The sequence below is a fragment of the Cytobacillus sp. C11.1 genome, from assembly GCF_058145115.1.
In genome coordinates this window covers 1,162,923-1,188,174 of sequence record NZ_CM176935.1, presented here as the reverse complement: position 1 = coordinate 1,188,174, position 25,252 = coordinate 1,162,923, and the positions used below count along the sequence as shown (strand labels likewise).

At 41.4% G+C, this 25,252-nt stretch carries 20 protein-coding genes and 1 riboswitch; of the genes, 2 read left to right on the top strand and 18 right to left on the bottom strand.

From position 1 onward, the window contains the following. Positions 1-83: 83 nt before the first annotated feature. From AC3ZVC_RS05955 to AC3ZVC_RS05875, 17 genes are all read right to left on the bottom strand, one after another. Positions 84-401, bottom strand: coding sequence for an endonuclease/exonuclease/phosphatase family protein (locus AC3ZVC_RS05955; RefSeq protein WP_490067067.1), 318 nt, complete (start codon positions 399-401; stop codon positions 84-86). After that, the gene (locus AC3ZVC_RS05950) at positions 359-3,283 is read right to left on the bottom strand and encodes a chitobiase/beta-hexosaminidase C-terminal domain-containing protein (protein WP_490067066.1); all 2,925 of its coding nucleotides are present in this window, start codon (positions 3,281-3,283) and stop codon (positions 359-361) included. Before AC3ZVC_RS05950 ends, AC3ZVC_RS05955 begins: the two co-directional genes overlap by 43 nt. Before the next feature lie 299 nt (positions 3,284-3,582). Next, positions 3,583-4,356, bottom strand: coding sequence for an SDR family NAD(P)-dependent oxidoreductase (locus AC3ZVC_RS05945; RefSeq protein WP_490067064.1), 774 nt, complete (start codon positions 4,354-4,356; stop codon positions 3,583-3,585). A gap of 51 nt (positions 4,357-4,407) precedes the next feature. Then, complete coding sequence (locus AC3ZVC_RS05940) at positions 4,408-5,238, bottom strand: carbohydrate ABC transporter permease (RefSeq protein WP_490067062.1); 831 nt, start codon at positions 5,236-5,238, stop codon at positions 4,408-4,410. Then, positions 5,235-6,146: a carbohydrate ABC transporter permease gene (locus AC3ZVC_RS05935; protein WP_490067061.1), complete on the bottom strand. Its 912-nt coding sequence runs from the start codon at positions 6,144-6,146 to the stop codon at positions 5,235-5,237. The genes AC3ZVC_RS05940 and AC3ZVC_RS05935 overlap by 4 nt, the downstream gene beginning before the upstream one ends. Positions 6,147-6,249: 103 nt before the next feature. Further along, positions 6,250-7,602 carry an ABC transporter substrate-binding protein gene (locus AC3ZVC_RS05930; RefSeq protein ID WP_490067060.1) on the bottom strand — a complete coding sequence of 451 codons (1,353 nt, stop codon included), beginning with the start codon at positions 7,600-7,602 and terminating at the stop codon, positions 6,250-6,252. 49 nt (positions 7,603-7,651) lie between these two features. Then, the gene (locus AC3ZVC_RS05925; RefSeq protein WP_490067058.1) at positions 7,652-9,160 is read right to left on the bottom strand and encodes a xylulokinase; all 1,509 of its coding nucleotides are present in this window, start codon (positions 9,158-9,160) and stop codon (positions 7,652-7,654) included. Beyond that, positions 9,157-10,191: a zinc-dependent alcohol dehydrogenase gene (locus tag AC3ZVC_RS05920; RefSeq protein ID WP_490067055.1), complete on the bottom strand. Its 1,035-nt coding sequence runs from the start codon at positions 10,189-10,191 to the stop codon at positions 9,157-9,159. The genes AC3ZVC_RS05925 and AC3ZVC_RS05920 overlap by 4 nt, the downstream gene beginning before the upstream one ends. A 52-nt stretch (positions 10,192-10,243) precedes the next feature. Continuing rightward, on the bottom strand, positions 10,244-11,686 hold the full coding sequence (locus tag AC3ZVC_RS05915) for an FAD-binding oxidoreductase (protein WP_490067054.1): 1,443 nt from the start codon (positions 11,684-11,686) through the stop codon (positions 10,244-10,246). Positions 11,687-11,759: 73 nt separating this feature from the next. Next, the gene (locus AC3ZVC_RS05910; protein WP_490067053.1) at positions 11,760-12,491 is read right to left on the bottom strand and encodes a GntR family transcriptional regulator; all 732 of its coding nucleotides are present in this window, start codon (positions 12,489-12,491) and stop codon (positions 11,760-11,762) included. Positions 12,492-12,815: 324 nt separating this feature from the next. Beyond that, positions 12,816-14,771, bottom strand: coding sequence for an N-acyl-D-amino-acid deacylase family protein (locus tag AC3ZVC_RS05905; RefSeq protein ID WP_490067050.1), 1,956 nt, complete (start codon positions 14,769-14,771; stop codon positions 12,816-12,818). Positions 14,772-15,039: 268 nt separating this feature from the next. Beyond that, positions 15,040-15,426: a DUF3139 domain-containing protein gene (locus AC3ZVC_RS05900; RefSeq protein WP_490067047.1), complete on the bottom strand. Its 387-nt coding sequence runs from the start codon at positions 15,424-15,426 to the stop codon at positions 15,040-15,042. Between the two features lie 291 nt (positions 15,427-15,717). Then, the gene (locus tag AC3ZVC_RS05895) at positions 15,718-16,599 is read right to left on the bottom strand and encodes a R2-like ligand-binding oxidase (RefSeq protein WP_490067045.1); all 882 of its coding nucleotides are present in this window, start codon (positions 16,597-16,599) and stop codon (positions 15,718-15,720) included. Positions 16,600-16,757: 158 nt separating this feature from the next. After that, positions 16,758-19,004 (bottom strand): S-layer homology domain-containing protein, encoded by a 2,247-nt coding sequence (locus AC3ZVC_RS05890; RefSeq protein WP_490067044.1) that lies wholly within the window; start codon positions 19,002-19,004, stop codon positions 16,758-16,760. A 178-nt stretch (positions 19,005-19,182) separates the two neighbouring features. After that, entirely contained in the window at positions 19,183-19,422 is a 240-nt protein-coding gene (locus AC3ZVC_RS05885; protein WP_490067043.1) for a hypothetical protein, read from the bottom strand. A gap of 93 nt (positions 19,423-19,515) precedes the next feature. Then, positions 19,516-19,600: riboswitch (cyclic di-GMP riboswitch) on the bottom strand. A 99-nt stretch (positions 19,601-19,699) separates the two neighbouring features. Continuing rightward, positions 19,700-20,935 carry a polysaccharide deacetylase family protein gene (locus AC3ZVC_RS05880; RefSeq protein ID WP_490067042.1) on the bottom strand — a complete coding sequence of 412 codons (1,236 nt, stop codon included), beginning with the start codon at positions 20,933-20,935 and terminating at the stop codon, positions 19,700-19,702. A gap of 506 nt (positions 20,936-21,441) precedes the next feature. Beyond that, on the bottom strand, positions 21,442-21,564 hold the full coding sequence (locus AC3ZVC_RS05875; protein WP_490068844.1) for an S-layer homology domain-containing protein: 123 nt from the start codon (positions 21,562-21,564) through the stop codon (positions 21,442-21,444). A gap of 191 nt (positions 21,565-21,755) precedes the next feature. On the opposite strand from AC3ZVC_RS05875, the gene AC3ZVC_RS05870 reads away from it, so the two are divergent. Beyond that, positions 21,756-22,328 (top strand): 3D domain-containing protein, encoded by a 573-nt coding sequence (locus tag AC3ZVC_RS05870; RefSeq protein WP_490067039.1) that lies wholly within the window; start codon positions 21,756-21,758, stop codon positions 22,326-22,328. Between the two features lie 65 nt (positions 22,329-22,393). Here the strand turns inward: AC3ZVC_RS05870 and AC3ZVC_RS05865 are convergent, their stop codons facing one another. After that, positions 22,394-23,299 carry a carboxypeptidase-like regulatory domain-containing protein gene (locus AC3ZVC_RS05865; protein WP_490067037.1) on the bottom strand — a complete coding sequence of 302 codons (906 nt, stop codon included), beginning with the start codon at positions 23,297-23,299 and terminating at the stop codon, positions 22,394-22,396. 503 nt (positions 23,300-23,802) lie between these two features. Here AC3ZVC_RS05865 and AC3ZVC_RS05860 point away from each other — a divergent pair. Further along, positions 23,803-25,227 carry a YfcC family protein gene (locus AC3ZVC_RS05860; RefSeq protein ID WP_490067035.1) on the top strand — a complete coding sequence of 475 codons (1,425 nt, stop codon included), beginning with the start codon at positions 23,803-23,805 and terminating at the stop codon, positions 25,225-25,227. Positions 25,228-25,252 lie beyond the last annotated feature (25 nt).

Below are 25,252 nucleotides of genomic sequence, written 5' to 3'. Positions count from 1 at the left end.
GCCAGCATTCTACCTTCGCATTAGCAATGAAGGTTTTTGAATGTCTGCTTAAAGGGGATCATTTCAGCTTTCCGGCTTATTGCTTAGTTAAAAGCTGGGACCTTATTTGTCTTTTCCGGTTTGCCTCGTTCTCTTAACAATGTCTGAATCAGGACAGGGTCATGGTCACTTGCGCGTCCATGCTCTTCCATGAAGCCTGAGTTGATGTGAAGAATATCCACTTCTGTGTTATCCGCAAGATTGTTAGATACTAAAATATGATCAAGCACCTGGGCATTCCCCTGGTAAGAGTAAGAATAGCGCTCATCAGCCGGCACTTTTTCAATCATATTGGTTAAGTCGTCACCTTTTAAAGCTTCTAAAGGATTGGAGAATTCAAAGTCGTTAAAATCGCCAAGCAATACAATATTGGCATCCGGATCTCCGCTTTTACATCCTCCACAAAGCCGTTCACGATATTAGCAATCTTTATACGCTGAATTTCGCTGTTCAGAACCGGAGGCTGGACTTTTCCGAATAACGGAAGGTCACCGCCTTTGGAGTTAAAGTGGTTCGCCACTACAATAATGCTTTCTCCCTGGAACTTAAACTGCGCAGCCAAGGCTTTGCGGCTATCTTCAAACGCTTCGTTCGTCGGGTCGATGCGGCCCGGGTTTAATGTCAGCTTGCCTTTTTCATAGTCTACTGCCTGTGTTGCGGTACCCTTCGTGCCATCCACCAGGGATACACGCTCTTCGTTATAAAGGAAGCCGACACGGATGTTTCCGCCAGGCTGTCCGCCGTCTTGCTTATCTTCAGGAGCGATATCTGTGTACGTATACACAGGTCCGCCAAGCTCGACAATTTTATTAATCAGGACTGCCGCACTTTCACTCGCGTCAGTTGTGCCGCTGTCGGTTGGGCCGTCATTATCCTGGACCTCAGTTAGTCCGATAATGTCTGGCTGATTCATGTTTTGAACGATCGCTTCCGCTAATCTTGTAACCTTTTCATCATCTGTTTTAGTAGAGAAGTTCTCCACATTATAGGATGCGATGGTTAATTTTTTATGATCGAATTCAAGAGTTGTTTCCTCGCGATCGTTGTCGCCCTGGATTAACTCCGGCAAATCTGCTTTATTGCTTAATACTTTATAGTTGCTGAAGCCGTAGCTTACAACACCCTGAATATTTCCGTTGAAGCTGTCGCCCATTTTAGCCACAAAGCCTTCGTCATTGATATCAATGTGAATTCTCTCAGGGTTATAATCAGTTTCAGAAATCTTCAATCCGCCAGCGTCTGTATTTGTTGCGATATTTTCCGGAACAACTACAAGCTCGCCGTATTTCTGCGGAGCAACAATCTTAGGGTTATTCACCTGTACAAGCATACCTTCCAGGCTTTCATAAAAATCGATGCCATCTTCTGCCGGATCAAACTCGGAGAAGCTGTCATTGTCGATCACTTCAGTTGGAGGCATGCGGTCTTCGCCGATTACAACAGGTGCAGGCAGCTCCTGGCCAGTAGCAGTTACTTCCACTGTTGATGCACCGATTTCCGTTACAGGAAGATCTGTCTGAAAACGCTCAGAATATCCTTCCATTACATACTCGGTTACTTCCCCGCTTACTTTTACAGCATCACCAACACTTAAGCCGTGAGATCTCTTGTAAACAAGCAGTCCTTCAGAAGTATTCTCGTTATCGTCAGGCTGTGTGTCCTGCATGTAGAAATTGCTGCTGTTGACTACCTTCGTTACAACACCTTCAACATTGCTTACATTTTTTCCATCGTATAAAGAATAGTGGTCTTCACCCTGAATGTCATGGATGCGGACATCTTCTTTTTGGATCACAAAGTCCATTACTGACACTTCGCTTGTTGTTAAGCCTTCTTTTACAGCAATCGCTTTAATTGTTGTATTGCCAGTGATTTCAATTGGCTCACTGTACACATTGCTGCTTGTTGTTGGGACTGTTTTATCAGTCGTATAGTAGATAGTTGCACCTTTTGTCCAGGTTGATAGAGAAACTTTATCGTTCAACTGAACAAGCCCTGGGCTTGGGGATGATGTTACCGGCTGGACCTTGCTCGCGTCCACAATTACATCGCCTGCGTGGCGCGGGATTAACTGGTGAACATCATTATATGAACCTAAAACACCTGTGATTGAATCATAAGTTGTGTTGACTTTTAGCAGAGTGGAATCATCCGGCCTGATTTGGAAGGATGTACCTTCTGCATCAACGGCTGTATAATTTCCGCCTGCAAATGATTGAACTGTTACGTTTTCAACTGTTACTAATTTTGCTTCTTTATCTTCCTGAAGCTGTGCTGCTGTTACCACTTCTGCTTCAGGCACCTCTGCTGTTTCGATGACTTCAATATCAGAAGCCTGGACTTCAAGCTCAAGAAGGCTTCTAAAATCTTTTACGACTCCTTTTGCCCGTACCTTATCGCCAGGCTGAACATTTAAGTTTGAACCGTAAAGGACAATCCCTGCTGTTTCATCCTGTATGTAAATAGAGGATCCTAAAGCGGCTGTCACGACACCGGTAGTAAGAGCTGTTTCACCCGGTGTGAGAGTGCGAACTTCAGCAATTGTCTTTTCTGTTAGAATGCTATATTCGAAGGTTGATACTTCACTATTATCAAGGCCTTCGGCCACGGCAATCGCCTTGATTGTTTTATGGCCATCGATTGTGATTGGCGCTGAGTAGACTGTGCTTGCTGTTGTTGGTTCCGAACCGTCAAGCGTGTAGTAAATCGCTGCTCCTTCTGTTTCGGATGCTAGAGCAACCTTTGTTCCGGCTCCAACGGCTCCTGCTTCAGGAGAAGCGGTAACGGCACTTACTTGTGTTGGCGGAGCAACAGCCAAGAACTCCATATTAGTTGGGTTCTTCAAGCCTGGCATACCATTATAGGCCATAAGAGCACCAGATACACTTACTTTTTTCCCAATATTGCCCGGATTGCTGTTCAATCCAAACTCAGCCCGGTAATTGGATGAAATTTGAACATTAAGCATTTTCGTCTTGTCTGTCTCTTCTGGAGAATCAGCAATCGAATAGTTATAATCAGTGCTAAACTTTGTTGGATCCTGTGTAATACTATTGGCTCCTGTAGCAAATGCCACAATATATCCTTCAACCGTCGCCGTTCCGCTATTATTCGCAATAGCCTCCGCAACAGTAATCGCCCCTTCCGCATTAGCAGTCTGGGAATTCAAAGGAGCAAAAAGACTTAGGACTAACGCAAAAATCGACACAAGGCTGAACAACTTCTTACGGCGTCTTCCTATCATAATATCCTCTCCTGTTTCTATAGTATGAAACGTTTACAAACACTCCAATACTAGTTAAACACTACTCTAGGAACTGTACAATTGGATATTTATAAAATTTTGTAAATTATTCAAAAACAGGATTATAGGACTATAACGGAGATAGGTTATTGGTACCAGGTACCTCCCGAATTTTGTCGAATTTCTTCTATTATATATAGCTCCCTTTAACTGCTTGGATTTTTTATAGTAAGCCTGCCGTTCTATATCATAAGAAAAAAGACAGAGAATCTCTCTGTCTTTTGGGATTTTTCATTCTATTAACCGCTTAGGTGAAAGCCCGTCTTAAACGTACTCGTCAATCCAGTGTCCAAATATAGCTCTTGTCCACTTATTCCTTTTGCAAGCGTGCTTGCTAAGAACAGGCAGGTAAAGGCTATTTCATCCGTTTGGATAAATCTTCGCTGAGGAACAAAGCTTAAGATCGCCTTCTCTGCCTCATCAGCCTGAAGAGAGTGCATCTTAGCTATCCCCTGTATCAGCTTTTCCTTCATTGGTGTATCGGCCCAGCCGGGACAAAGGGCATTCACCGTAATCCCATCACCCGCTAACTCAGCTGCCCACACTTTAGTCAAATTGGAAACAGCTGCTTTTGTCGATGAATAGAGGGAATAAGTTTCCAGCCCTATTTTAGATGTCATGGAAGAGATGTTAATAATCCTGCCTCTCCCCGATTTTTTCAATTTCCCGGTCAGATGCTTTGCTGTCAGCATGGTTCCACGAACATTAATATCATATATTCGATCCCATTCTTCACTTTCAATCGATTCCAAAGGGGACTTTATGATAATACCGGCATTGTTTACAAGCACATCAATCTGATCTGGCAGATTCCTAACAGCCCTTTTGATCGTTTCCTCCTCTGTAACATCGACCCGCGAGAAGCAGTAATTAGTTGGGAAGAAGCCTGCTAAATCTGCTGATTCATTGATATCCCAATTAAAGACATTAGCGCCTTTTGAGAGAAATGCCTTGCATATTGAAAGTCCGATACCGCTGCTTCCCCCTGTAATGACCACATTTAAATCTTTCACATCCAACTCAAACGTAGGAATCCCTCCCTGAATGCTAACTATATAAAAGTATTATCCTTTTACCGCGCCTGATGTTAGACCTCTTATAAAATACTTGGTGACAAATGAAAATAAGATCACCATAGGAACAATGATCATTGCCGCTCCCGCCAGCAATTCTCCACGCTGCAGGGACGTTGATTCCTTAATTCCGGCAAGCCCAACAGGAATTGTTTTGTTTCCTTCGGAAGATACCATCATCAGCCCAAATGTATAGTCAGTAAACGAAACAATAAAAGAAAATACGCCCACACTAATGATTCCTGGAATGATGAGGGGCATGATCACACGGTATAAGGCCTGAAAGCGGCTGGCCCCATCCATCCAGGCACTCTCTTCCAGCTCAAATGGAATCGTTTTAAAAAAGCTATTTAACATCCAGACTCCAAAAGGCAAGGTTATGGCAATATGCGATATAGTTAATCCAAATAAAGTATCTTCAATACCGAATGAAATGAAAATGCCCAGTAACGGAATTGCCAGAAGCATCGGCGGAAGCATATATCCGATTAACATGCTGTTCAGTAATAAATTTTTTCCGCGGAAACTAAAACGCGTCAGCACATAGGCGATCAAAGAGGCAAAGATAATCGTAATTATAGTTGTAAAACCTGCTACAATAAAACTATTTTTATAATAAACTGGAAAATTCGTCTCATTCCATATGTTCACAAAGAAGGTCAAATCAAAGGCAGTCGGCCATAAGGAAGCACTGGATTCAAAAAATCCTTCAACACCCCTCAATGGTGATATGGTAATCCAGTAAATAGGAAAAAATGAATAAACAAAGACCAAAAAAGCAAGTATATAGAGCGTTATCCTGGAACGAAGGCTTTTTTTCATATTTTCCCATCCCCCTCGAGAGATCTTTCTTCTCTTTGGATACTAGCTGACCTGACCTTCCTTTTGTTTACCTTTGGAGAACTGCTTGTGACTTTCAAGTAAATATACATAACAATCATCATGATGATGGCAGAAGAGATGGCAACCGTTGCCCCATAGCCAACTTGATTGAGCTTAAAGGTTTTTAAATAGATATAAATAGGCAAGGTTTCTGTTTTTTCCAGCGGACCTCCCCCAGTTAACAGCCACACCAGATCGAACTTATTAAACATCCATAAACCCCGCAGGAGAACGATCGTAACTAATAAGTCCTTTAACATTGGCAGAGTAATAAACCAAAACTGCTGCCAGCCATTGGCACCATCTAATGTGGAACTCTCATACAGGTCTTGAGGGATTGTCTGCAGTCCTGAGAGAAACACAAGAGTCACGAAGGGTGTCCACGTCCAAACAGACAAAAGAATAGAAGTAAGCATGGCTAGGTCAATGGATAAGAACTGAACTTTTTCCAGCCCCATAAAGGATATAAAGTGGTTAACAACCCCAAAATTCGTATCAAGAATCCACTCCCAGCCCATCGTTACAACAATTACCGGTATGATATAAGGGACGACCGAAACTCCTCTTAAAAAATCCCGTCCTTTAAAAGACTGATTCAGAACTAATGCAATGACAATCCCCACTACTATTTGCAGAGACACAGAACCAAAAGCATACACGAAGGTTTGCCATAAATCTCGCCAGAAACGCTGGTCCTGCAATAATGTTAAATAATTATCCAATCCAACAAATGTTGGCACACCTACAAAGCTCGCTGCCTCGTATAAGCTATAACTGACTGCGAACCCGGAAGGTATAATCGTCACCAGTGCAAAGATGATCATGCCGGGTATCAAAAAAAGCAGCACTAAAGGAATATCTCTTTTTGTAATTCTCCTTTCGATGTGAACCCCCTCCTATATTGATAGGGAGCCAGGCATCCCTGCGGCATGCCCGGCTTCAGCACCCTACTTACTCACCAACCAGAGCACGAATCTCATCGGCAATTTCCTCCACCGCTTTCTCTGGATCCTCATTATTCAATGTTACCTTTTGGAACAGCTTTGGAATTAAGAAGGCTTCAAAGACTTCACCCGGACGGGCATCCGTTTCAGGACCATCTGAATCAATGGAATGAAGCTCAGCATTTTTCAACAGTTCATACTGTGGCTCTACACCTGTCTCCCAATACTTTGTAATCACTTCATCTGAACGCCATTCCTCACTGTTATAAATGGATTCCTGTGCCGGGAAGTAGTGAACACCAAATGTATGAAGGAATTCATTGATTTTTTCCTTATAGAACCATTCAACAAATTTCTTTGTTTCATCCGTATGTTCTGAATTTAATACGGCTATGGAGTCATAACCAAGCGATGCAGCGACGCCATCCCCGTCTTTCATCGGAATGCCGAACACTTCAAAATTCTTGCCCAACTCTGGATTTTTCTGATCTAAAATATCAACAAGTCTTCCAGAATAGAAAGTCATTCCTACTTGATCGGCAATAAATGCTTCAGTCAGCTCCGCATAGGATGCCTTAGCAGCTTCTGCCGGCATATACGGAAATAGCTCTTTTAACAGGTTAAGAGATTCAACAACCTTTGGTTTCATTTCCTCGGAATCTAAAATGACATTCCAGTTGTCATCAAAAATTCTCACATCATTTGCCCATAATAAGCTGCTTGTCACCCAGTTTGTTGCACCATCTGACTTTAATGGCATCATTAAACCATATTTGTTTGCTTCTTTATCCGTAAATTCCTTAGCTACATGGACCAGTTCCTCCCATGTCTTTGGAACAGATAATCCCTTTTCCTTTAACCAGTCTGTTCGGATGTAGCCATATGCCAGGTTATAGTCATATGGAATCCAATATGTTTTGCCTTTGATCGGGAATAAAATATGCCCGTTGTAAAAATCTTCTTTCCCGCCGATCTTTTCAATAATATCGTCCACCGGAGCCACCTTTCCCTGCTCCTCCAAAATGGAGATGTGTCCAATATAACCCGTCAGAAAAGCATCATACTGAGCTGATGTCCCATATGTGGCATTTATTTTAGTAAAAATATCAGCAAGAGGTACCGCTTCCACTTCTACTTTGATTCCAAATTCCTCTTCATACTCTTTACCGGCATTCTGCAGAACTTCCATTGTTTCCGGTCCCGTTTCAGTCGAAGCAACCCTAATCACGTAATCCTCTTTATCACCACCGCCTTTTTCTCCATCTGAAGGAGATGGTTCAGAAGAAGAGCCTAAACATCCAGAAAGCAGACCTAAAACCAGAACACCGATGATGGTTAAGAAAAACAGTTTTTTTCTCATTTTTGTCCCCTTTTCTTTTTTTATTTTTTAAATATTCAGATATTGTTGATCACATTTGGGCCAGCCTATGTGAGAGATCATAAGTACGGTTATGCAGCTCCTGATAAATGGAAAACAGCTCTTCATAAACCTTTTGATTTTCTCTTATTGGCAGGACGCTATCAGTCACCTTTTGGGCTGATAGGACCCCTTCTTTTAAGCTTGTAAACCACCCTATTCCTGTCGCTGCAATTAACGCTGCCCCATAGGAAGCATCACTGCATGCCGGGATTTCCAGCTCAACATTCAAGATATCCGCAATAATCTGAACCCAGCCTCTGCCCTTGCTGCCACCACCGATGATCCGCATTTTGTTCATTTGTTTATCTGAGAATTGCAGACTGCAATCCTTAAGGGAGAAACCAACTCCTTCTAATACAGCTCTTGCGAAATGGCTTCTTGAATGGCGTGCAGTACATCCAAAGAAGCTTGCTCTCAAAAGGGGATCCCAGTGTGGAGATCGTTCCCCATTTAGATAAGGCTGAAAAATCAGTCCCTCTGATCCAGGTTTAATTAGCTCAATCTCTCTCATAATCTCCGGATATATAGGTCTACCATTTAAACTTTCCTCAAACTCCTGATAAAAATTTTCCTTAAACCACCGGAAAGAGGCTGCAGCAAAATTAGTGGCACTATTTTGATAGAATAGGTCATCTACTAAATGATGGTAGGTTGTCAGCTTATCGTTTTTGGTGACATCATCCGAAACAATCGTGAAGTTCCCTGCCGTAGCCAGCTTCACAACTCCATCGCCAGCTTTTACAGTTCCGCATCCGTATACTTCAGCTGCTGTATCAGCTGTTCCTGTAATAATCTTCACCTTATTAGAAAGACCCAGCACTTCCCTCATTTTGCCGGATATCGTTCCACATTGATCAGTCGGTGACAGAACTGGCGGGAACATGCCTGCATTTAGATCAACCAATGATAGCAGGAAGCTGGACCAATCACGTTTTTCAATATCAAATAGTAATGAGCCTTCTGCTTCGATATAATCTGTCGCCATATGTTCAGAAAAACGGAATCGAACGTAATCCTTCATAAAGAGGATTTTATCTATCTTATTAAACTGATCGGCCTCATTCTGTTTTAGCCATAAAAGATGGCTTAACGTCCAAGTAGGATTGGGAGCATTATAAGTAATGTCATATATTCTCTCTCCATACTCTTCACTCAGCTGCTTAGACTGCTCCCCTGAGCGCTGGTCATTCCACATGATGGCCGGACGGATTACATTCCTGTCTTTATCAAGCAGAACAGCTACATGATGCGGTGCAGTGAAGCTAAGAGCTACAATATTATTTCGATCATTCTGCCCAAAATTTTCTGTTGCCATTGAAATTCCTTCAATCGCTGCTTTAATCCACATTTCCGGATCCTGTTCCACCCATCTGGGAAAGGGGTATAGAGATGGATATGAGACGTATGCTTCGGAAAAGATCTTTCCGTCGGATCGAAGGCACGTTACCTTGCATCCGCCTGAACCATGATCAATTCCCAATACGTATTGGTGCTTCATATCTTTTCTTCCCCATCCGTGATTGAAATGAGGATCTTAATGACATCGTCACCCTGATCGATAGATTGAAAGCCTTCCTCTGCCGCTTTCTTTAATGAAACAACCCTGGTAATTAAAGATGTTAAATCGATTTTTTTGGATTTAAGAAGCTCGATAGCTTGAATATAATCCTCTCTCTTATAAACGCGAGTTCCTGTTATATTTAATTCCTTGGCAATGATTCTATACGTGTCGAAATCTGCATTCTTTTTTGGCAGGCCGGCAAGTACCACCGTACCCTTTATACGTGCCGCTTCAATGCAGGAAACAAGACCTGCATTCGTTCCTGTCGCTTCAATCGATACATCCGCACCCTGATTGTTTGTTAGTTCATTTAATTTTTCATCTAAATTTTGCTCGATTGGATTAATCGTTTGGAATCCAAAATGGCTGGCCATTTCAATCCGAAACGGATTAATTTCCGAGATAATGACCCTTGCGCCTTTTAGCTGCGCAACTAGACCGGTGATAAGCCCGATTGGCCCACCGCCTGCAATGAAGACAGATTGATTATGAGTTATATTCGCTTTTTCGACCATATGGACGCATACAGCGAGCGGCTCTACCAGCGCACCCTCCTGCATGGTTATGGGATCTTCAAGTCTATATACCTTTGATTCAGGTACTTTAATAAAGTCAGCCATCCCACCGTCACTATCAATTCCAATCAGATTTAAAGCTGTACAGAGATTATACTCTCCGCTCCTGCAGCCGTTACATTCGCCACAAGTGATCAATGGTTCAACGGTTACCCTTTCCCCCGCTTTAAAGGTACAATTACTGCCTGCAGCATGGATTGTTCCGGAAAACTCATGCCCCAAAATAACGGGCGGCTTTACCCGTTTTTCCATTCCACCGTGATATGCCAGCATGTCTGTGCCGCAAATTCCCGTATAGGCTACCTTAATCAATACTTCTCCCGGCCCAATCTCTGGTATCCCGGCATCCTTAACAGCCAGTTCATTGGGTCCCTTGTAAAATAAGGCCTTCATTGCATTCTCTCCCTTTTTATTTCTAAAGCTATTTTTCTATTTGATCACGTTATTACCAGTACCCAAAGCCCAGCTTGCCCGGATTCATAATCCCTTTCGGATCGATTACTTTTTTAATATCCAGAAGGACATCGAACATATCACCATACAGTTCCGGCATGAGCCACCCCAGCTTAAATCCTATTCCGTGATGTTCATTTAATAGTGCGCCATTTTCAAGATTAACCCTTGAACACTCTGCCCAGATTTGGTTATGAAGCCTGAATAGCTCTTTTGGATCTTTTGGGGGATCTGCTATATAAAAGCGATCGTAAATCATAGTTCCCCATGGATACCAATGAGAGAAGTGTGCCATATATTCAGCATTCCACTCCTTATATTTCTCTTCTACCAGTCGTTTCTTCTCATCGTAAAGCTTATGGATTTTGTCATAGGTTGTGATGGTTTCTACCGTTCCGTATAAAAGCGGATACGATGGCTGCAGCGGCGGTCTGTAGAAGTCATAACGGGTATTCCACCAATATATTCCAGGCTCTTCCCCTAAATCAGTACCGCCATTTTTCTGGCATATCTCAATGACTTTTTTCATTTGTAAAGCAGCCATATCCGCGAATCCATCGACCATCAAAACCATATTGACACCATCTGCATCCAAACCGGTTCCTTTTAAAGACTTTTTACTTGATCCCGGATCGTAAAGCCTAATAACTGCCGGGTTAAGGCGACATAGCATGATTTCTCTTCCTGCCTCGATCCCATCATGGATATTATTAAATTTGATCATTCTAAACAGGCGCGTTTCAGGAAGTGGGTCAACCCGGATACGAATTTTTGTAATGACACCCAGGGTTCCTTCTGATCCCACAAATAATTGGAGCATACCTGGACCGCTCGCATGGTTTGGAACAGGAAGGGTTTCAACCACTTTTCCGTTTGGCAGTACCACTTCTACTGACAAAACCATGTCCTCGGCTTTTCCGTATTTCGTTGACATGACACCGGAGCCCCTTGCAGCAAGGTACCCGCCCAATGTTGCCATATCCACCGACGATGGATAATGGGCAAGCATTAATCCGTGTTTATTTAGTTTATTTTCAAGAACACGGCCGTTAATGCCCGGCTGTGCCGTTAACACTAAAGACGTTTCATCAAGATTAATGATCTTATCCATTCTGGTTACGTCTAATAAGATTCCTCCATACATAGTGGCTGCTCCGCCCTGTGTCCCGGAACCCCCTCCTCTTGGCACAACCGGCACCTTATAGGTATTGCAAATTCTCATTACCTTTGAGACCTCTTCTGTCTCAGCGGGCCTGACAATAAAATAAGGCATTGGCAGATCTTCATTTTTTTGCTTCCACATATAAGTAAGCCAATACTGATCGATGGCTAAATCCTTCTCTGCATCTGTCACAATATCCAAAACATTTTCCGGGCCAACTGCATCTTCAAGCTCCGAACGGAACATCTCAAGAGCATATCCTTTTAAATTCAAAAATCCATTCCCCTTTCCTATTGGGCTTAAAAAGACATATAATTGTCTATACAACTGTTGAAATGAAAGAAAGCTAATTTGAAAGATTGATCGTATAGGAGAATTTATCCCCTCTGAAAAATGAATGCAAAAGTTCTACGGGTCTTCCATCCTCCAGGTAAGAAGTGCGATCGAAAAAGAAGAAAGGGATATTCTTTGATATTCCTAATTTTTCTGCCACCTCACAATTAGTGACAGCTTCCATTCGCTGCTCTGCACTTTTTATTGGTTTATTAATTTCTTTTAGGTGTGAATATAGAGATTCTTTTTCCAAATCCAGGGTGACTAAGTCTGGAACAAGATATTCAGGTACAATTAACTCTTGAAACCCGTAAGGAACCCCTTCAATATATCTCACCCGTTTCATTTCAAAGACTTTGTTCATTTTACGGATATTTAATTTATGGCACTCCTTCTCTGTAGGAGTTCTCTTTTCAAACTTCAATATTTTTGAACTTGGGTTTAAGCCTATTTCGATCATATCTTCATGAAATCCGGTGATTTTATTTAAGCTGCGCTGGAGTTTAGTCCTGGCAACAAACGCACCCTTGCCATGAACACGATAGACCAGGCCTTCATTAACCAGTTCAGTCACAGCATTTCGAGCAGTCATTCTTGAGACTCCATATTTCATGACAACTTCGTCTTCAGTTGGAATTTGATCTCCTTCCTGATAATGTCCATTGAAAATCAATTCACGTAAATCCTGCGATATCTGGATATAGATTGGAACTTGAGAATTGCCAAATGTCCTTGCATCCGTCATATAAGAAAGCCCTCTCGTATTCGTGTTTTTTTATCCATCAAACCTATTGAGCAGCAAGCAGGCGCACTCCCCAATCCCATTCGCTCCCCCAGTCACAGCAGCCACCCTATACTTTAACCTCATTAACCTCCCCCATCCTCTAAGTCGTATATACAACTATACTTATGTAGACCCACCCAACAAAAGAACTACTAATTTTGGTGCAATATGGGGGTACCAGGTACCACCCGAATTTTGTCGAATGATTCTATTTTTCACAAAAGAAAAAAGGCAGAGAATCTCCCTGCCTTAAGTGGTAACACAATTAACTTTTATACTTAATTATTAATCTACCTCTAATTCTCCATTCAAAGTACCGCTGTATTGATATTCTTCACCAATCTTAATTCGAATTGTTTCTTTTCCAGTGAACGGATCCTCCTCATCAACAGTAACTAGAACAGGGACGGATCTTTCGGAGTCCTTTATTTTAGCGGTCCCTGTAAAGCTCGCCCAGCCTTTATAGGTTTGAAGGAATCCAAGTTCATCTAGTTTTATATGGATGTTGTTCTTTTTGTCGATAATTTGGAGCTTTGCTTTTGATTGTGTTTGATCGGCTTTTTGCTCAACCGTAATATTAATCTTTGGTCCTTGAACTTTATCATTAACGAGCTGTCCCTTGGCAGAAACTTTGTGAGCTTCATTGAGGCTCATTGGGCGGCTTGGCATGTCATAGCTGCGCTTCAGAGCTTTTCCTGCCTGTACGCCAGTTATGTCACCGTTCTTTATGGCAAACTGCCCATCTATAATCACATACTCAATACCTTCCGCATACTGCTTCGGATTATCAAATGTAGCCTTATCAGTTACTGTATTGGAATCAAATACAGTAATATCAGCTGCCATTCCTTCAGCAATAAATCCGCGGTCAACCATTCCAATGATATTGGCAGGAAGGCCTGTCATTTTTTGAACAGCTTCTTCCAAAGATAATAACCCATCTTCTCTTACAAGCTTTCCTAAAACCCTAGGCTGAGTTCCATACCTTCTCGGATGAGTGCTGCTTGAAACAGTTGCTCCTCCATCAGAAGCAATGGCGGTCGTAGGGTTTTTAAGTATCCGTTCAAAGTCCTCTTGGTGGCCAAAGAAATAGATGGTTCTTATGTTTCCTTCTTGTTCAAGGATCTGCATAGTTGCTTCTCCAGGTGAAACACCTTGTTCCGCGGCTATATCCCCTAACGTTGTTTGCTTTGTCGGGAAGTAGACATCAGCGGCATCTCTTACCCGGCTCGCAATAGTAGCATGAATTTCCTCTTCAATCTGTGTGCGCATGGCAGGATCCGCAAAGCGCTTAAGCATCTCTTCACGGCCGCCATCCTGTATCCACTGAGGCACAATCGCAGTTAAGCCTGTTTGGCTGGCCAAGTAAGGATACTGGTCCGCAGCAGCAAATGTTCCCCGCTTATTGGCATCCTGTATCATATTAATCGTTTCCACAGATTTCCCCCAGTTGCTCGGACCCATTACCTTCATATGGGTAATAACCGGGACGATTCCTGCACTTTCACCTATTTCTATCGTTTCAGCGGTTGCCTCGAGAACGTGATAATTCTCATTTCGGATGTGATTCGGAAAATTCGTTCTCCACTTTTCGGCAACACTTACAACATCAATGACTTCCTGTATTTTTGCATAGTTCCCGGGAGCGTAGAATAAACCTGCAGAAATTCCCCAGGCTCCTTTTTGGAGGGCTGTTTCGATCAGTGACTGCATATCGGAAATTTCTTCAGGAGTGGCACGGCGATCGTCATACCCCACTACCTCTTCCCAAACCGAATTAAATCCAATATAGCTTCCCACATTGATGGCCAGGCCCTTTTCTTCCAGCTCGGACATATAGGAAAGATCAACCGGGCCTCCTCCATCCGGACTTATCATTTCAGTCGTAACCCCTTGGGTTAATGAACTTTTTGCTGTAGTAAGCACGTCAGTATCGGCATGGCTGTGCATATCAATAAACCCTGGAGAAACAATTTTACCTGACACATTGATCTCACTTTTTCCACTTGCTCCGTCCAAGTTTCCAATCGATTGAATATACCCGTCGGTTATTCCAATATCAGCTTTATAGCGCTTGGAACCTGTACCGTCAATAATCGTGCCATCCTGAAGGATTAAATCAAATTCCTGTTTGGTTTTCTCCTTTGATTGGCCGGTTTGAGGGTACCCTACAAATAATATCCCCACAAACAAAACAACAGCCAACGTTAGAGACAGAATACTTTTGCTTAAACTTTTCACCTTTTAGCCTCCCTTATATTTGAATATCGACCGAAACTACCCTTTCCGCCTCCTCCTATCTCCAATATTTAACAAACTAACATTAACACAGTTTACTAATTTTTCTAATATTTCAGATAATAATTGATAGTAAATAACTAAGACCTTAAATTTCGGAACCCTAATATTTTCCTAATAGTCTAGTAAATAAGTCCAGGCTATTCTTACGAACCAATCTTAGAATTTCGCCAAATAAAAAAGGACTCCTCTCAGTCCTTTTCGTGGATTCTTAGTGCTCTTCAATATTTCCAATCTCATCTCCATTAAAGTCAACCCTTAATAAAGGATATTTAGCTTTTTTGTTTGCGAGATCCAATGACATATTTTTATAATCTCCGAAAACCCTCACTTCATTTTGTGATCTATCATAATAATATGTATATCTAATGCCTGGATCATCCTTAAAATAATAGTTTTTCTCCCATCTGCCCCGATGGTAACTAAAAGTGTCTAAATCCTCTTTACTCTCCGATAACGCTGCACCTTGAAGCTTTATTACTTTCGCTATCCTTTCATCGGCTAATATATGATAATGATAGAAATTAACCTTCAACAAAATGAAACAAACCAATAAAAACAGTAAAATGGCAATAATCGCTTTAAAAAGCTTAACCATTATCCTTCTCCTTAAAGTGTAATTTTACACTTTTAATTATATAACCTCCATCATTTTGGGTCAATATAAAATGAATGGTACCAGGTACCACCCGAATTTTGTCGAATTATGATTATTAATAGATGTATTCACTAATGCGTTGAAAGCTCGGTCAAGTGCCGCGTTTTATAGAAATAAAGACAGAGAATCTCTCTGCCTGTAGCTGTATGACAATCTATCATGATTAAATTATTCATCATCTATTTCTAGTTCCTTGTAAAGTCATCATCGTGTAATTGGAGATTGTCCTTTTTACGGATTTGAGTTTCCTCCGGATCGATAAATTTCATCGATTGTCTGTCCCTTTGCCCGCGCAAGAATCTCAATTCTTGCCATAAGCTGTTTTTCCGAGTATTTCTTTATTTCAGATCTGTATTCATTTACTTTTTCCCCATCCCCAACAAGTCCCTCTGCATTTAAAGAAATAGCAAGAGGCGCCAATTCCTCAAGCTTCTTAACCACCCTGTCAAACAGATGAGGATGTTCACAAATCAAGCGCTGAAGAAGATAGGTTCCATATGCAATATGCCTTGATTCATCTTTCTTTAAGTAGCCAATTCCCTCTAGAAGTCCAGGCATTTTACCGAGCATCTGCAGTCCATCGTAAAATGACTTATATCCGGTTTCAGCTAATACTCCTTCAGCAAACATATTGTACACTGTCGCTGCGTCAGCTATTGCCTCTGGGGTTTGATCATGCCATAGCCGCTCCATTGTTTCGGGGAGAATTTCATAAAATAATCTGCGATAGGATTCAGAATGCAGGTGGGAAAGATCGCCTTTTTCACCAATAGCATTTAACACCAGGCGAAAGAATTCAGTATGTTTAGCTTCATCGCTTAAAAAGGTAGTGAGGAACATCTCCTCTTCCAGCCTTCCTTCTCCCGCAACCACCCAAAGCAATGGGAGCAAGTCAATGGTAACCGCTTCTTCCCCACCCTGAAATTGCGCAAGAAGTTTTAGAATCCAGTCTTTTTGTTTACTAGATAATGTTTTCCAGTCTTTCTGGTCCTGTGAAAAATTGATATGCCGAGGATTCCAGCCGCCAAACTTTTTTGCCTTTTGATACAGCTGGTAAGGATATGAATCTTCCATTAAACTTTCCGAGCTAGTAGTTAAAAGTTTCTTTCTCAAGAATATTCCTCCTTAGAGTTATAATTACTACTTTATGCAAGGAGGAGTTCATCTGTATGGACAAGTTGATTACTAGTGTAAAAAAATATAAAGCACATAACCTTTTAAGAGGCCCTGACTGCAAAAAAACAAGGCAGAGAACCCCTCTGCCTTTTACCTTACTGCACATTATCCGATTTCATAATAAACGTTTTCCATACACCGGTTGTTGGTGACTGTTCTTCTCCCAGAACGACCAGGCTGCCTTTGTGGTTGAATAGGAAATAGCCTTCACCGCTCATGCTATAGGTTTTAATAAGCTCAAAGCTCTCATAATCATAGACATAAACACGGTCACCAATTGCCAGGTAAAATTTTGTCAGGTCCGTATTGAAAGAAACATCATAAAAAGGAGTGCCAAGATCGGTATAGAACTGCATATTAGCCGTCTTTAGCGGAGATGATCTGAAAATTGCTCCCGCACTATTGAATAGAAAGCGTCCATCCGGAGATATTTTCATATTTGGATTCAAGTCGTATTCTCCATGGTAAGGTGAATCATAGCTTGGTGAAATCATGCCATCCTGAATGGCAAATACTTCGGTATCCATTGGGCTCACAGTATTTGGATCGACTGCATATATTTGATTTTTGTTTGGATGCATATAGATTTCACTTTGCTCGTAGATCATCTGGGATGACACCTTTGTGCCGGTTTCCTTATCAAAGCTCATTAGATTGGTCCATTGGCCCGAACCGGATGAAACATAGAAATAGTGATCATCCGCCACAATATCGTAAGGATCTATATTAATATCAAAATACTTCTTAATCTGGAACGCAGCAGGATCAACGATCGCTACCGCACCCTCCTGGTCTTCTTCCCACCAATAGGAGCTGTGCTCCCCTTTTAACAGGGTGACATAAAGCTCGCCATTCGCATAAAAAATGCTTTCTGCCGGCAGACTGAACGGAAGTCTTTTAATGCTCTTCGTTTCATAGTTAACCGATATTAATGCGCCGCTTTCATTAATGCCATAAATAACAGGGAGCTCCGGATCATGTACCGCATCCAGGAACATATCAGACAGCGTTTGCTTCGTTCCCTGAATAGGCTCCAAATCAATCGGATCCGGACGGTTCTCATCTACCTCTTCCTCATCCCATTCTTCCTCATATGGCATATCCACAAAGCTTTCTACAGGAATCTGTTTAAAATCGACCGGCTTATAATCTGCTGTCATTTCATTGACGTAATCAGTAGAAACGGCAAAATTCAAGTCTTCATAGCCAAATGAATTAACACCCATGACAAAGCCCTTCATATTTAAAAGGGGACCGCCTGAGCTTCCGAAAGTGATTTCCGCTGTTGTCTGAATTACTTTTGATTGTCCCATTTCATCTTCAAAGACATGCTTCCCGGATACAATCCCTTCCGAAATCGTGTTCTGCAGGCCATATGGACTGCCGATCGCGACTGCCTTTTCCCCTTTTTTCACTGCACTAAAGCTGGCTAAAGGCAGGGAAGGATAACCGATTCGGTCTACTGGTTTTAAAATCGCGATATCCTGGTATTCATCGTATTCGACGACTCCCTCAAGCTCGATTTCGTCTCCATCTGCCGTTACCGCTATCGCGTATGATCCGCCAGCAATCACATGGAAGTTGGTCGCAACCAGCTGGTTGGCCACAATAAATCCACTGCCCTGGGAGACCAGTTCATCGAATTCATCATACAGCTCAACCATCACTACGCTTTGCTCATGCATCGCAATATCTTCAGTACTGCGTACAGGCGCCGTTGTCATGTTGAACGGCTTAAAATTCTCATTTAAAAAGCGCGCCATGAATGCAGCAAAATGGGCTCTTTTCATAATTTCATTCGGACGGAAGGTTCCATCTGTATAGCCTGCCGTAATACTGTGGGCAGCTATCGACTGAATGAACGGATAGGTCTTCGCGGAAGGACCTACATCCTTGAAGCCTGTATAATACGTGCCCATCAGATTATAGGCATTGACCAGGATGATTGCCATCTGGCCTCTTGTCAGCTTCCCATGGGGATCAAACGTCCCATCCCCTTTTCCGGAGATAATGCCAAGCTCTGTCGCTTTGGCAATTTCATCATACCCAGGGCTTCCCGGGACTACATCCGTAAAACCAGGATCTGGCGCGTCTCCAACCGGAACACCCAACTCCCTTAAAATCATTTGCACAGCCTGAATCCGTTTGATTGGATCATCTGGCCCAAAGTTTCCGTTTTTATAACCGCTAATGATCCCTCTTTCAGTTAAAAAGATAATCTCTTCACGGAAACTGGTCACATCAGGGAACAAAGTCGCCCCTTCTGCTTTATTGCTGTAAGACGGCACCGGAATGGACAACAAAAGAATTAAAGTTAAAACCACCTTAAAAGCCCGCTGCAAGTACGTTCCTCCTTAATATTTATCAAATAAATATTAATAGATTTTCAGAAAAAAAGCTTGTTGTAAAATATGGAAATCATTTCTTGTGAAACTAATATTAGTAAATTCATTGAAACCTTTGCCGTAGGCGGTTTGTTGGGGACAAAAAAAGATGGCAGCCCGTTGACTGCACATCTTTTTACACACATAATGCCTCAAATGTAGAGTTTTCCCGATACTGGTGATTTACCTTGTTATACGCACATTCCAAATTCTCCAGACATTCCTCCCGGAGCCTTTCATCACAAATAAAGTCGTGCAAAAGCTCTCCTTCAAGAATGGAGGCAATTGCCGACAGCTCCTTTTGATCCCTGTCCTCTGAAAGATACTGAATGATCTCTCTTTCAAAGTATTCCACTGAACCATAATACACCTTCAACTTAATCCCAGCTTTCTATAAAAATATGAGTTTAAAAGCCCGCCAAAGATTGGCGGACTCTTTCATTTGAATTAACAGGATCCGTTCCAATCAATTGGCAGCCCGACGATCGTAGCCTTCTGGCCTTAGACTCGCGGCTTTGCGTCCTTATCTTTCAATAAGTTTGCCTTTTTCAATATCTATTACTATAATCATAAAACTTTTGTCCTGCATTTTCAACAATATTCGATATTATTTAACAATTATCAGACATAAATACCTAGATAAAAAGTTTAGTTTAGTAAGTCCCTTCTATTTTTCTGATAAAATCTTCAAAAGTATGATAAGGCCCAATTCCCTGCCGTTTAAGTTTGTAGGGATGATCTCCAAGCAGCACATTGCCTGTCTCGGTTGTAAAGGCGAGGCGAATGCCAGCAGCTTTTGCGGCTTGAATCGTTGTTTCATTATATTGTCCCCACGGATAAGCCAGATATCTGATTCTTGCAGGATCCTCATAAACCTTTCCAATATGCTGCATGCCTTTTAAAAGGTCTGCTTCGATTTCCTCTTGGCCCCTGGACAGCAAATATGGAACCCTGCTATCACTCTCTCGTAAGTGCATCCCTTGCGTATGATGCTGAAAATCAAATATATCCATGGTCTCAAGCATCTCTTTATATCCCATATATTGCAGCGTCTGCGGATCCCATGGCTGCCCGAACGTCTTCGTTTTTCCGCCAATCACAAACGAAACTGCTTTTTGGCTGTTGGCTTTTAAAATGGGATAAGCATACTTCATCAAAGACGTATAATTATCATCAAACGTAATGACCGCCACCCTGCCTGTCAGGTTTTGTTCATGCTGCAAATATCGTTCCAGATCACCCAGAAGGATTGTTCTCCAGCCATTTTTCTTCAAATAATCCATTTGTAGCTGAAATTCTGATGATTTAATAACCATTGCATTCGATTTAAATGGAGTCTTCTCCGGCTCCTCCAGCATATGATGATACATTAATACAGGAACGCCAAGATCTTCGTATACATTCATCTTATGAATATACCCTGTCTGTCCGGCCACTTGAACGGTGTACCAGTCCCCTGCCTTTTTCAAGATGGGATAACGGATATTCTTATTGACGATCCCAATGCCCTTCTTTGCTTTATCCGTCCGGTCATAGATAACTGAAGCCGTTTTTGTGATGATAGCTTCATTGGAATTCTTCTGTATGACTTTTGATGGCTGGGCACTTTTGGTGACTGCTTTTAAGATTAAACTTTTCTTAACCGTTCCCGCACCATTCCCAAACGGAATATAGTAATTGCTTTCATCTTCATTGAGAACCTGATAGGTTTTTCCTTTTAATAGAGTTCCTATTGCTACCTGCCTGCCATCAATCAGATCGTAAACAGTTGCATTTTCCTGGGCCACACCCCAGAATCCCTTTTCCTCGGCAGATACCCCTTTTGCAAATACCATTAATAAAAAAGCAATACATATCAATAACCTAATCTTCCATCTAAATCCTTCCACTAGTTTTCTCCTTTAATTAACTTATTTTCCATTTAATAGGACTATTTTATTATACAAGATTTTGTCGAATTTAGATAAAAAGAACCTATTTTGGAAAATAAGAAAACCCTCCCGATCTCAGAGAGAGTTTTCTTTAACAAATTTACTAACTTAAAAACCCATTGGGTTAGGTGCAAATAACCAGGATGAGGCAAAATCTCCCATGAAGTCCAAAAGCAGGATTACGCCGGATTTATAGGAACTTAGACTGTATCCGTATGACCAACATAGTGGAAAATCTGTAAATAAAATAATTAGTATGAACTATCGACGCCATTTGACAAGCAATGTTATAAATAAAGTACGGTAAGGCTTTGGTTGGTAAACCATTATGGGTTACCAAGACCAACCATCGCCCTAAGGCATCGGCCCTGGAAAAGCCGGTGCCTTTGAATATAAAAATAAACATTTGTATATGAAAAGCCCTTCTCGTTTGAGAAGGGCTTTTTTAGGTAAATCTTTCGTCATTATTTAATTTTAAATTCTTCTCCTAGCGACCTTGCCATAAAAGCTGAGAAGTCGGAGCGGATTAACTGCCGGTCAGGCTTGAAGGTCCCATCCGGATAACCAGTTGTGATTCTGGCAGCCAGGATTTTTTAATATAAACATATGAGCTTCTTTCAGTTACATCAAAACCTCTAATTACCAAAACGAACCTCTATTATTACAAAACTATGAAATAACATATTATTTCTGTAATAAAAATAGAGTAATTCTGAAACCTGGCTGTCATCTTCCACTGTTAATATAATCCTATGAAGGAAACATAAAGGAGAATACAATGCTAAAGAAAATATTATTAACTGCAAGCACTGCTGCTTTTCTATTATTTGGATTTTCTGACGCCACCTTCGCCGCTGGAAATACTACCTACGAGGTTAAAAAAGGCGATACTCTCTGGTCTATCTCTAAAAAGAACAACGTTACCGTCAATCAAATTAAATCATGGAATAAATTAAAATCAGATACAATTAGACCTAAGCAGGTTCTAAAAGTTAAAGCACCTGCTAAAACAACAACAACCACTACTACTAAAAAAGCAACTGCTGCAAAATCAGCAAGCTATAAAGAAATCACGGTTCAAGCGACAGCTTATACTGCCAGCTGTGCAGGCTGCAGCGGCATTACCTATACAGGAATCAACCTTAAGAAAAACCCATATATTAAAGTTATTTCAGTGGATCCGAACGTCATTCCACTTGGATCAAAGGTTTATGTGCCAGGCTATGGTGAAGCCATTGCCGCTGATAAAGGATCAGCTGTAAAAGGAAACAAAATCGATGTATTCATCTCCAACAAGCAGCGCGCTATCAATTGGGGACGCCAGACAGTAACGATTAAAGTTTATAAATAATAAGCACAAAAAAGGAAGCAAAACTCATCGAAGTTTTGCTTCCTTTTTTTGTGTAATGCGTCCACCTATTCTGCTAAAAAAAAGTTCTGAGTAATTGATTGTGCTCTCTTAACAGTTACTATTTCAGTTTTAGATCTTCCTCCACTTGCTTCAAGAAGTAGAGTATATGTTCCTTCTGGGGCATTTATTTTATAGGAACCTGAAGCATTTACATTAATTCTATTAATTAATGCTCCGTTACCATCTAATACTTTTATAGAAACATACCCTACAGAAATACCATCGGTATAATCTATTTCACCCTCAATTGTTCCACCTTCTACTAATACTAAATCAAATATTACTGGTAAATTAGCTGAAACTACTACCTCTTTTTCCACACCTATAAAGTAGCCCTGTTCAGAAACAATTATTGGATATGTTCCAGCTTCCCTTACATTAATTTGGTAATTACCATTCTCGTCTGTAGATGCTCCATAATAACCACCGTCGTCTATAAGCCTTATCTTTGCCCAAGAAACTGGAGTTCCATCTTCTTTAGTTACTTTACCTTTAACCACAAAGGTGTTATCAGGCAACTCTTCAGAACCACCTTCTTGCCCCTTTAATCCTTCAACCTCAGACATTAATGTTGAAACTTTCTCTGTTAGTTCTCCGATTAATTTATTTTGGTCTTCCACTGTTTTTTTCAATTCAAAAACTTCATTGGATTGACTAACAACTGTTTTGCTTAGTTCTTCCATGTCCCTATAGTTGTTAGAACTAGCATCCTTCAAATTTGAAATTTCTTCTGCCTGCCCAGAAACGCTTTCTTTCAGATTAGCAAAAAGGAGTTCTAAACTCTCAACCCTTTGTTCAATACCCTTTGTTAATTTTTCTTTACCCTCTACCGCAAAACTAGTAGATGAAAATAATATTAATCCTAAGAACAACGAAATAAATATTAATAGCCGATATCTCTTTTTCCCCACTATTTCCCCTCCTATTATGAATAAAGACCTACTAAATATATTTTATATTTTTCCATTTATTTCCTCAATAGTATTTTATAGTAAACATTATTTTGTTAATGGAGTTTTGAATCTCCTTTTTTTAGGAGAATGGGACAGGGGGACAGGTTCCTTGTCCCTCTTTCTGTATCTATTCGGAGACTTCTTTGGACTATTTCTGCCATTCATTTTTTTCCCTTGAAGGACACTTTTTCTTTCTTATAAACCATTTTATCTGCGCTATAGAACACTTTATCCCTCTTATAAAAATTTTTATCTATCTTATAAATTCATTTACACCTCATATTGTCAAACCCCTTTATCATGCATGATGAAGCGCTACCACTCTAGTGGTTAACTCCATAAATTCCTGTATTATGAATTTTACAAACATTTGAAAAATCACAATATTAACTTTATAATATGCACTAACTTCCCGCCCGAAAGAACATGGGAAGAAAATCGATTGGAGGGATTTAAGAAAATTGGAAGCACAAACGACAGATCCGCAGCTAAAGACTGAGACAAAACAAAAAAGAAAATGGGAAATGCCTGATACCTATGTCATCCTTTTCCTTGTTCTATTAATGGCTGTAGCAGCCACCTATCTGGTGCCAGCCGGCTCTTTTGAACGTGAAATGGTTAATGATGTGGAACGGGTAGTCCCTGGAACATATGCAGAAACAGAAGGAAATCCCACTGGATTTATGGATATTTTTCTTGCATTGCAGGATGGCATGGTCCAATCCGGCGGCTTAATCTTTCTTGTCCTTTTTGCCGGCGGTGCTTTTGAAGTAGTTGAAAGATCAGGAGCAATCAAAGGAGGCATATTGCGTGCCGTTTCCAAAACGCAAGGCAAGGAATTTTGGTTAATTGCAATTGTATCTATTTTATTCGCATTGGGCGGAGCGGTTGGAGCCGTAGCCAATTCAGTTATTCCTTTCGTCGCAATCGGACTCATTATCACCAGGGCACTTAAGCTCGATGCACTCGTGGCCGTCTCTATTACATTCGGCGCCACTTTCGCAGGCTTTAATGTTGGATTCCTGAATCCTTATACCGTCGGGATTGCCCAAACCATTGCAGATATCCCCTTATTCTCCGGTATGGCATTGCGAATCATTGCATTCATCGTCATCGTCGGAGCAACGATTTTATACACATGGCGCTATGCTAAAAAGGTGCTCGAAGATCCTTCCAAAAGCCTTGTTGGAGTATCCGATCACAACTCTTCCTTAGAAGAAAATCTTCAAGTACCCTTTACGGCAAGACATAAACTAATCCTCAGTTTTGTAGGTTTATCACTGCTCTTTTTCATTTATGCCACCATCCAATTCCAATGGACCATCAACCATATGGCTGCCTTTTTCATCATTATTGGACTGGTTTCCGGTATTATTGCCGGCATGAACTACAACGAGGTGGCATTGACGTTCCTTGAAGGCTGCCAAAAGCTAGTCTATGGCGCTTTGATTATTGGTGTTGCCCGCGCCATTCTGATTGTAATGGAAAACGCCAATATCCTGGATACCTTTGTCCACGCACTTTCCATTCCGCTTGAGGGCTTATCTCCGATCATGGCAACCATCGGCATGTTTGTTTCCAATGCAATCCTGAACTTCTTAGTCCCATCCGGAAGCGGACAAGCTATGATATCCATGCCCATTCTGGCACCGCTTGCTGATATGATCGGCATCACCCGCCAGGTTGCTGTCCAGGCATATCAGTTTGGAGATGGCTTTACCAATAGTATCTTCCCTACTTCCGGTCCGCTCATGGCCAGCTTGGCAGTTGCTGGCGTGCCATGGATCAAATGGGCCAAATGGATGCTCCCGCTATTCCTGATCTGGTGTGTGATGGCGGTAGTTATGCTTAGTGTGGGAGTTTTGATTAATTGGGGGCCGGTTTAAATTTCATAAAAAAAGCAGCCCGTCG

What these genes read in the sequence shown, in the direction of transcription:
- AC3ZVC_RS05950 (WP_490067066.1), bottom strand. Translation starts at nt 3,283, where the DNA reads ATGATAGGAAGACGCCGTAAGAAGTTGTTCAGCCTTGTGTCGATTTTT.
- AC3ZVC_RS05940 (WP_490067062.1), bottom strand. Translation starts at nt 5,238, where the DNA reads ATGAAAAAAAGCCTTCGTTCCAGGATAACGCTCTATATACTTGCTTTT.
- AC3ZVC_RS05930 (WP_490067060.1), bottom strand. Translation starts at nt 7,602, where the DNA reads ATGAGAAAAAAACTGTTTTTCTTAACCATCATCGGTGTTCTGGTTTTA.
- AC3ZVC_RS05925 (WP_490067058.1), bottom strand. Translation starts at nt 9,160, where the DNA reads ATGAAGCACCAATACGTATTGGGAATTGATCATGGTTCAGGCGGATGC.
- AC3ZVC_RS05920 (WP_490067055.1), bottom strand. Translation starts at nt 10,191, where the DNA reads ATGAAGGCCTTATTTTACAAGGGACCCAATGAACTGGCTGTTAAGGAT.
- AC3ZVC_RS05910 (WP_490067053.1), bottom strand. Translation starts at nt 12,491, where the DNA reads ATGACGGATGCAAGGACATTTGGCAATTCTCAAGTTCCAATCTATATC.
- AC3ZVC_RS05900 (WP_490067047.1), bottom strand. Translation starts at nt 15,426, where the DNA reads ATGGTTAAGCTTTTTAAAGCGATTATTGCCATTTTACTGTTTTTATTG.
- AC3ZVC_RS05870 (WP_490067039.1), top strand. Translation starts at nt 21,756, where the DNA reads ATGCTAAAGAAAATATTATTAACTGCAAGCACTGCTGCTTTTCTATTA.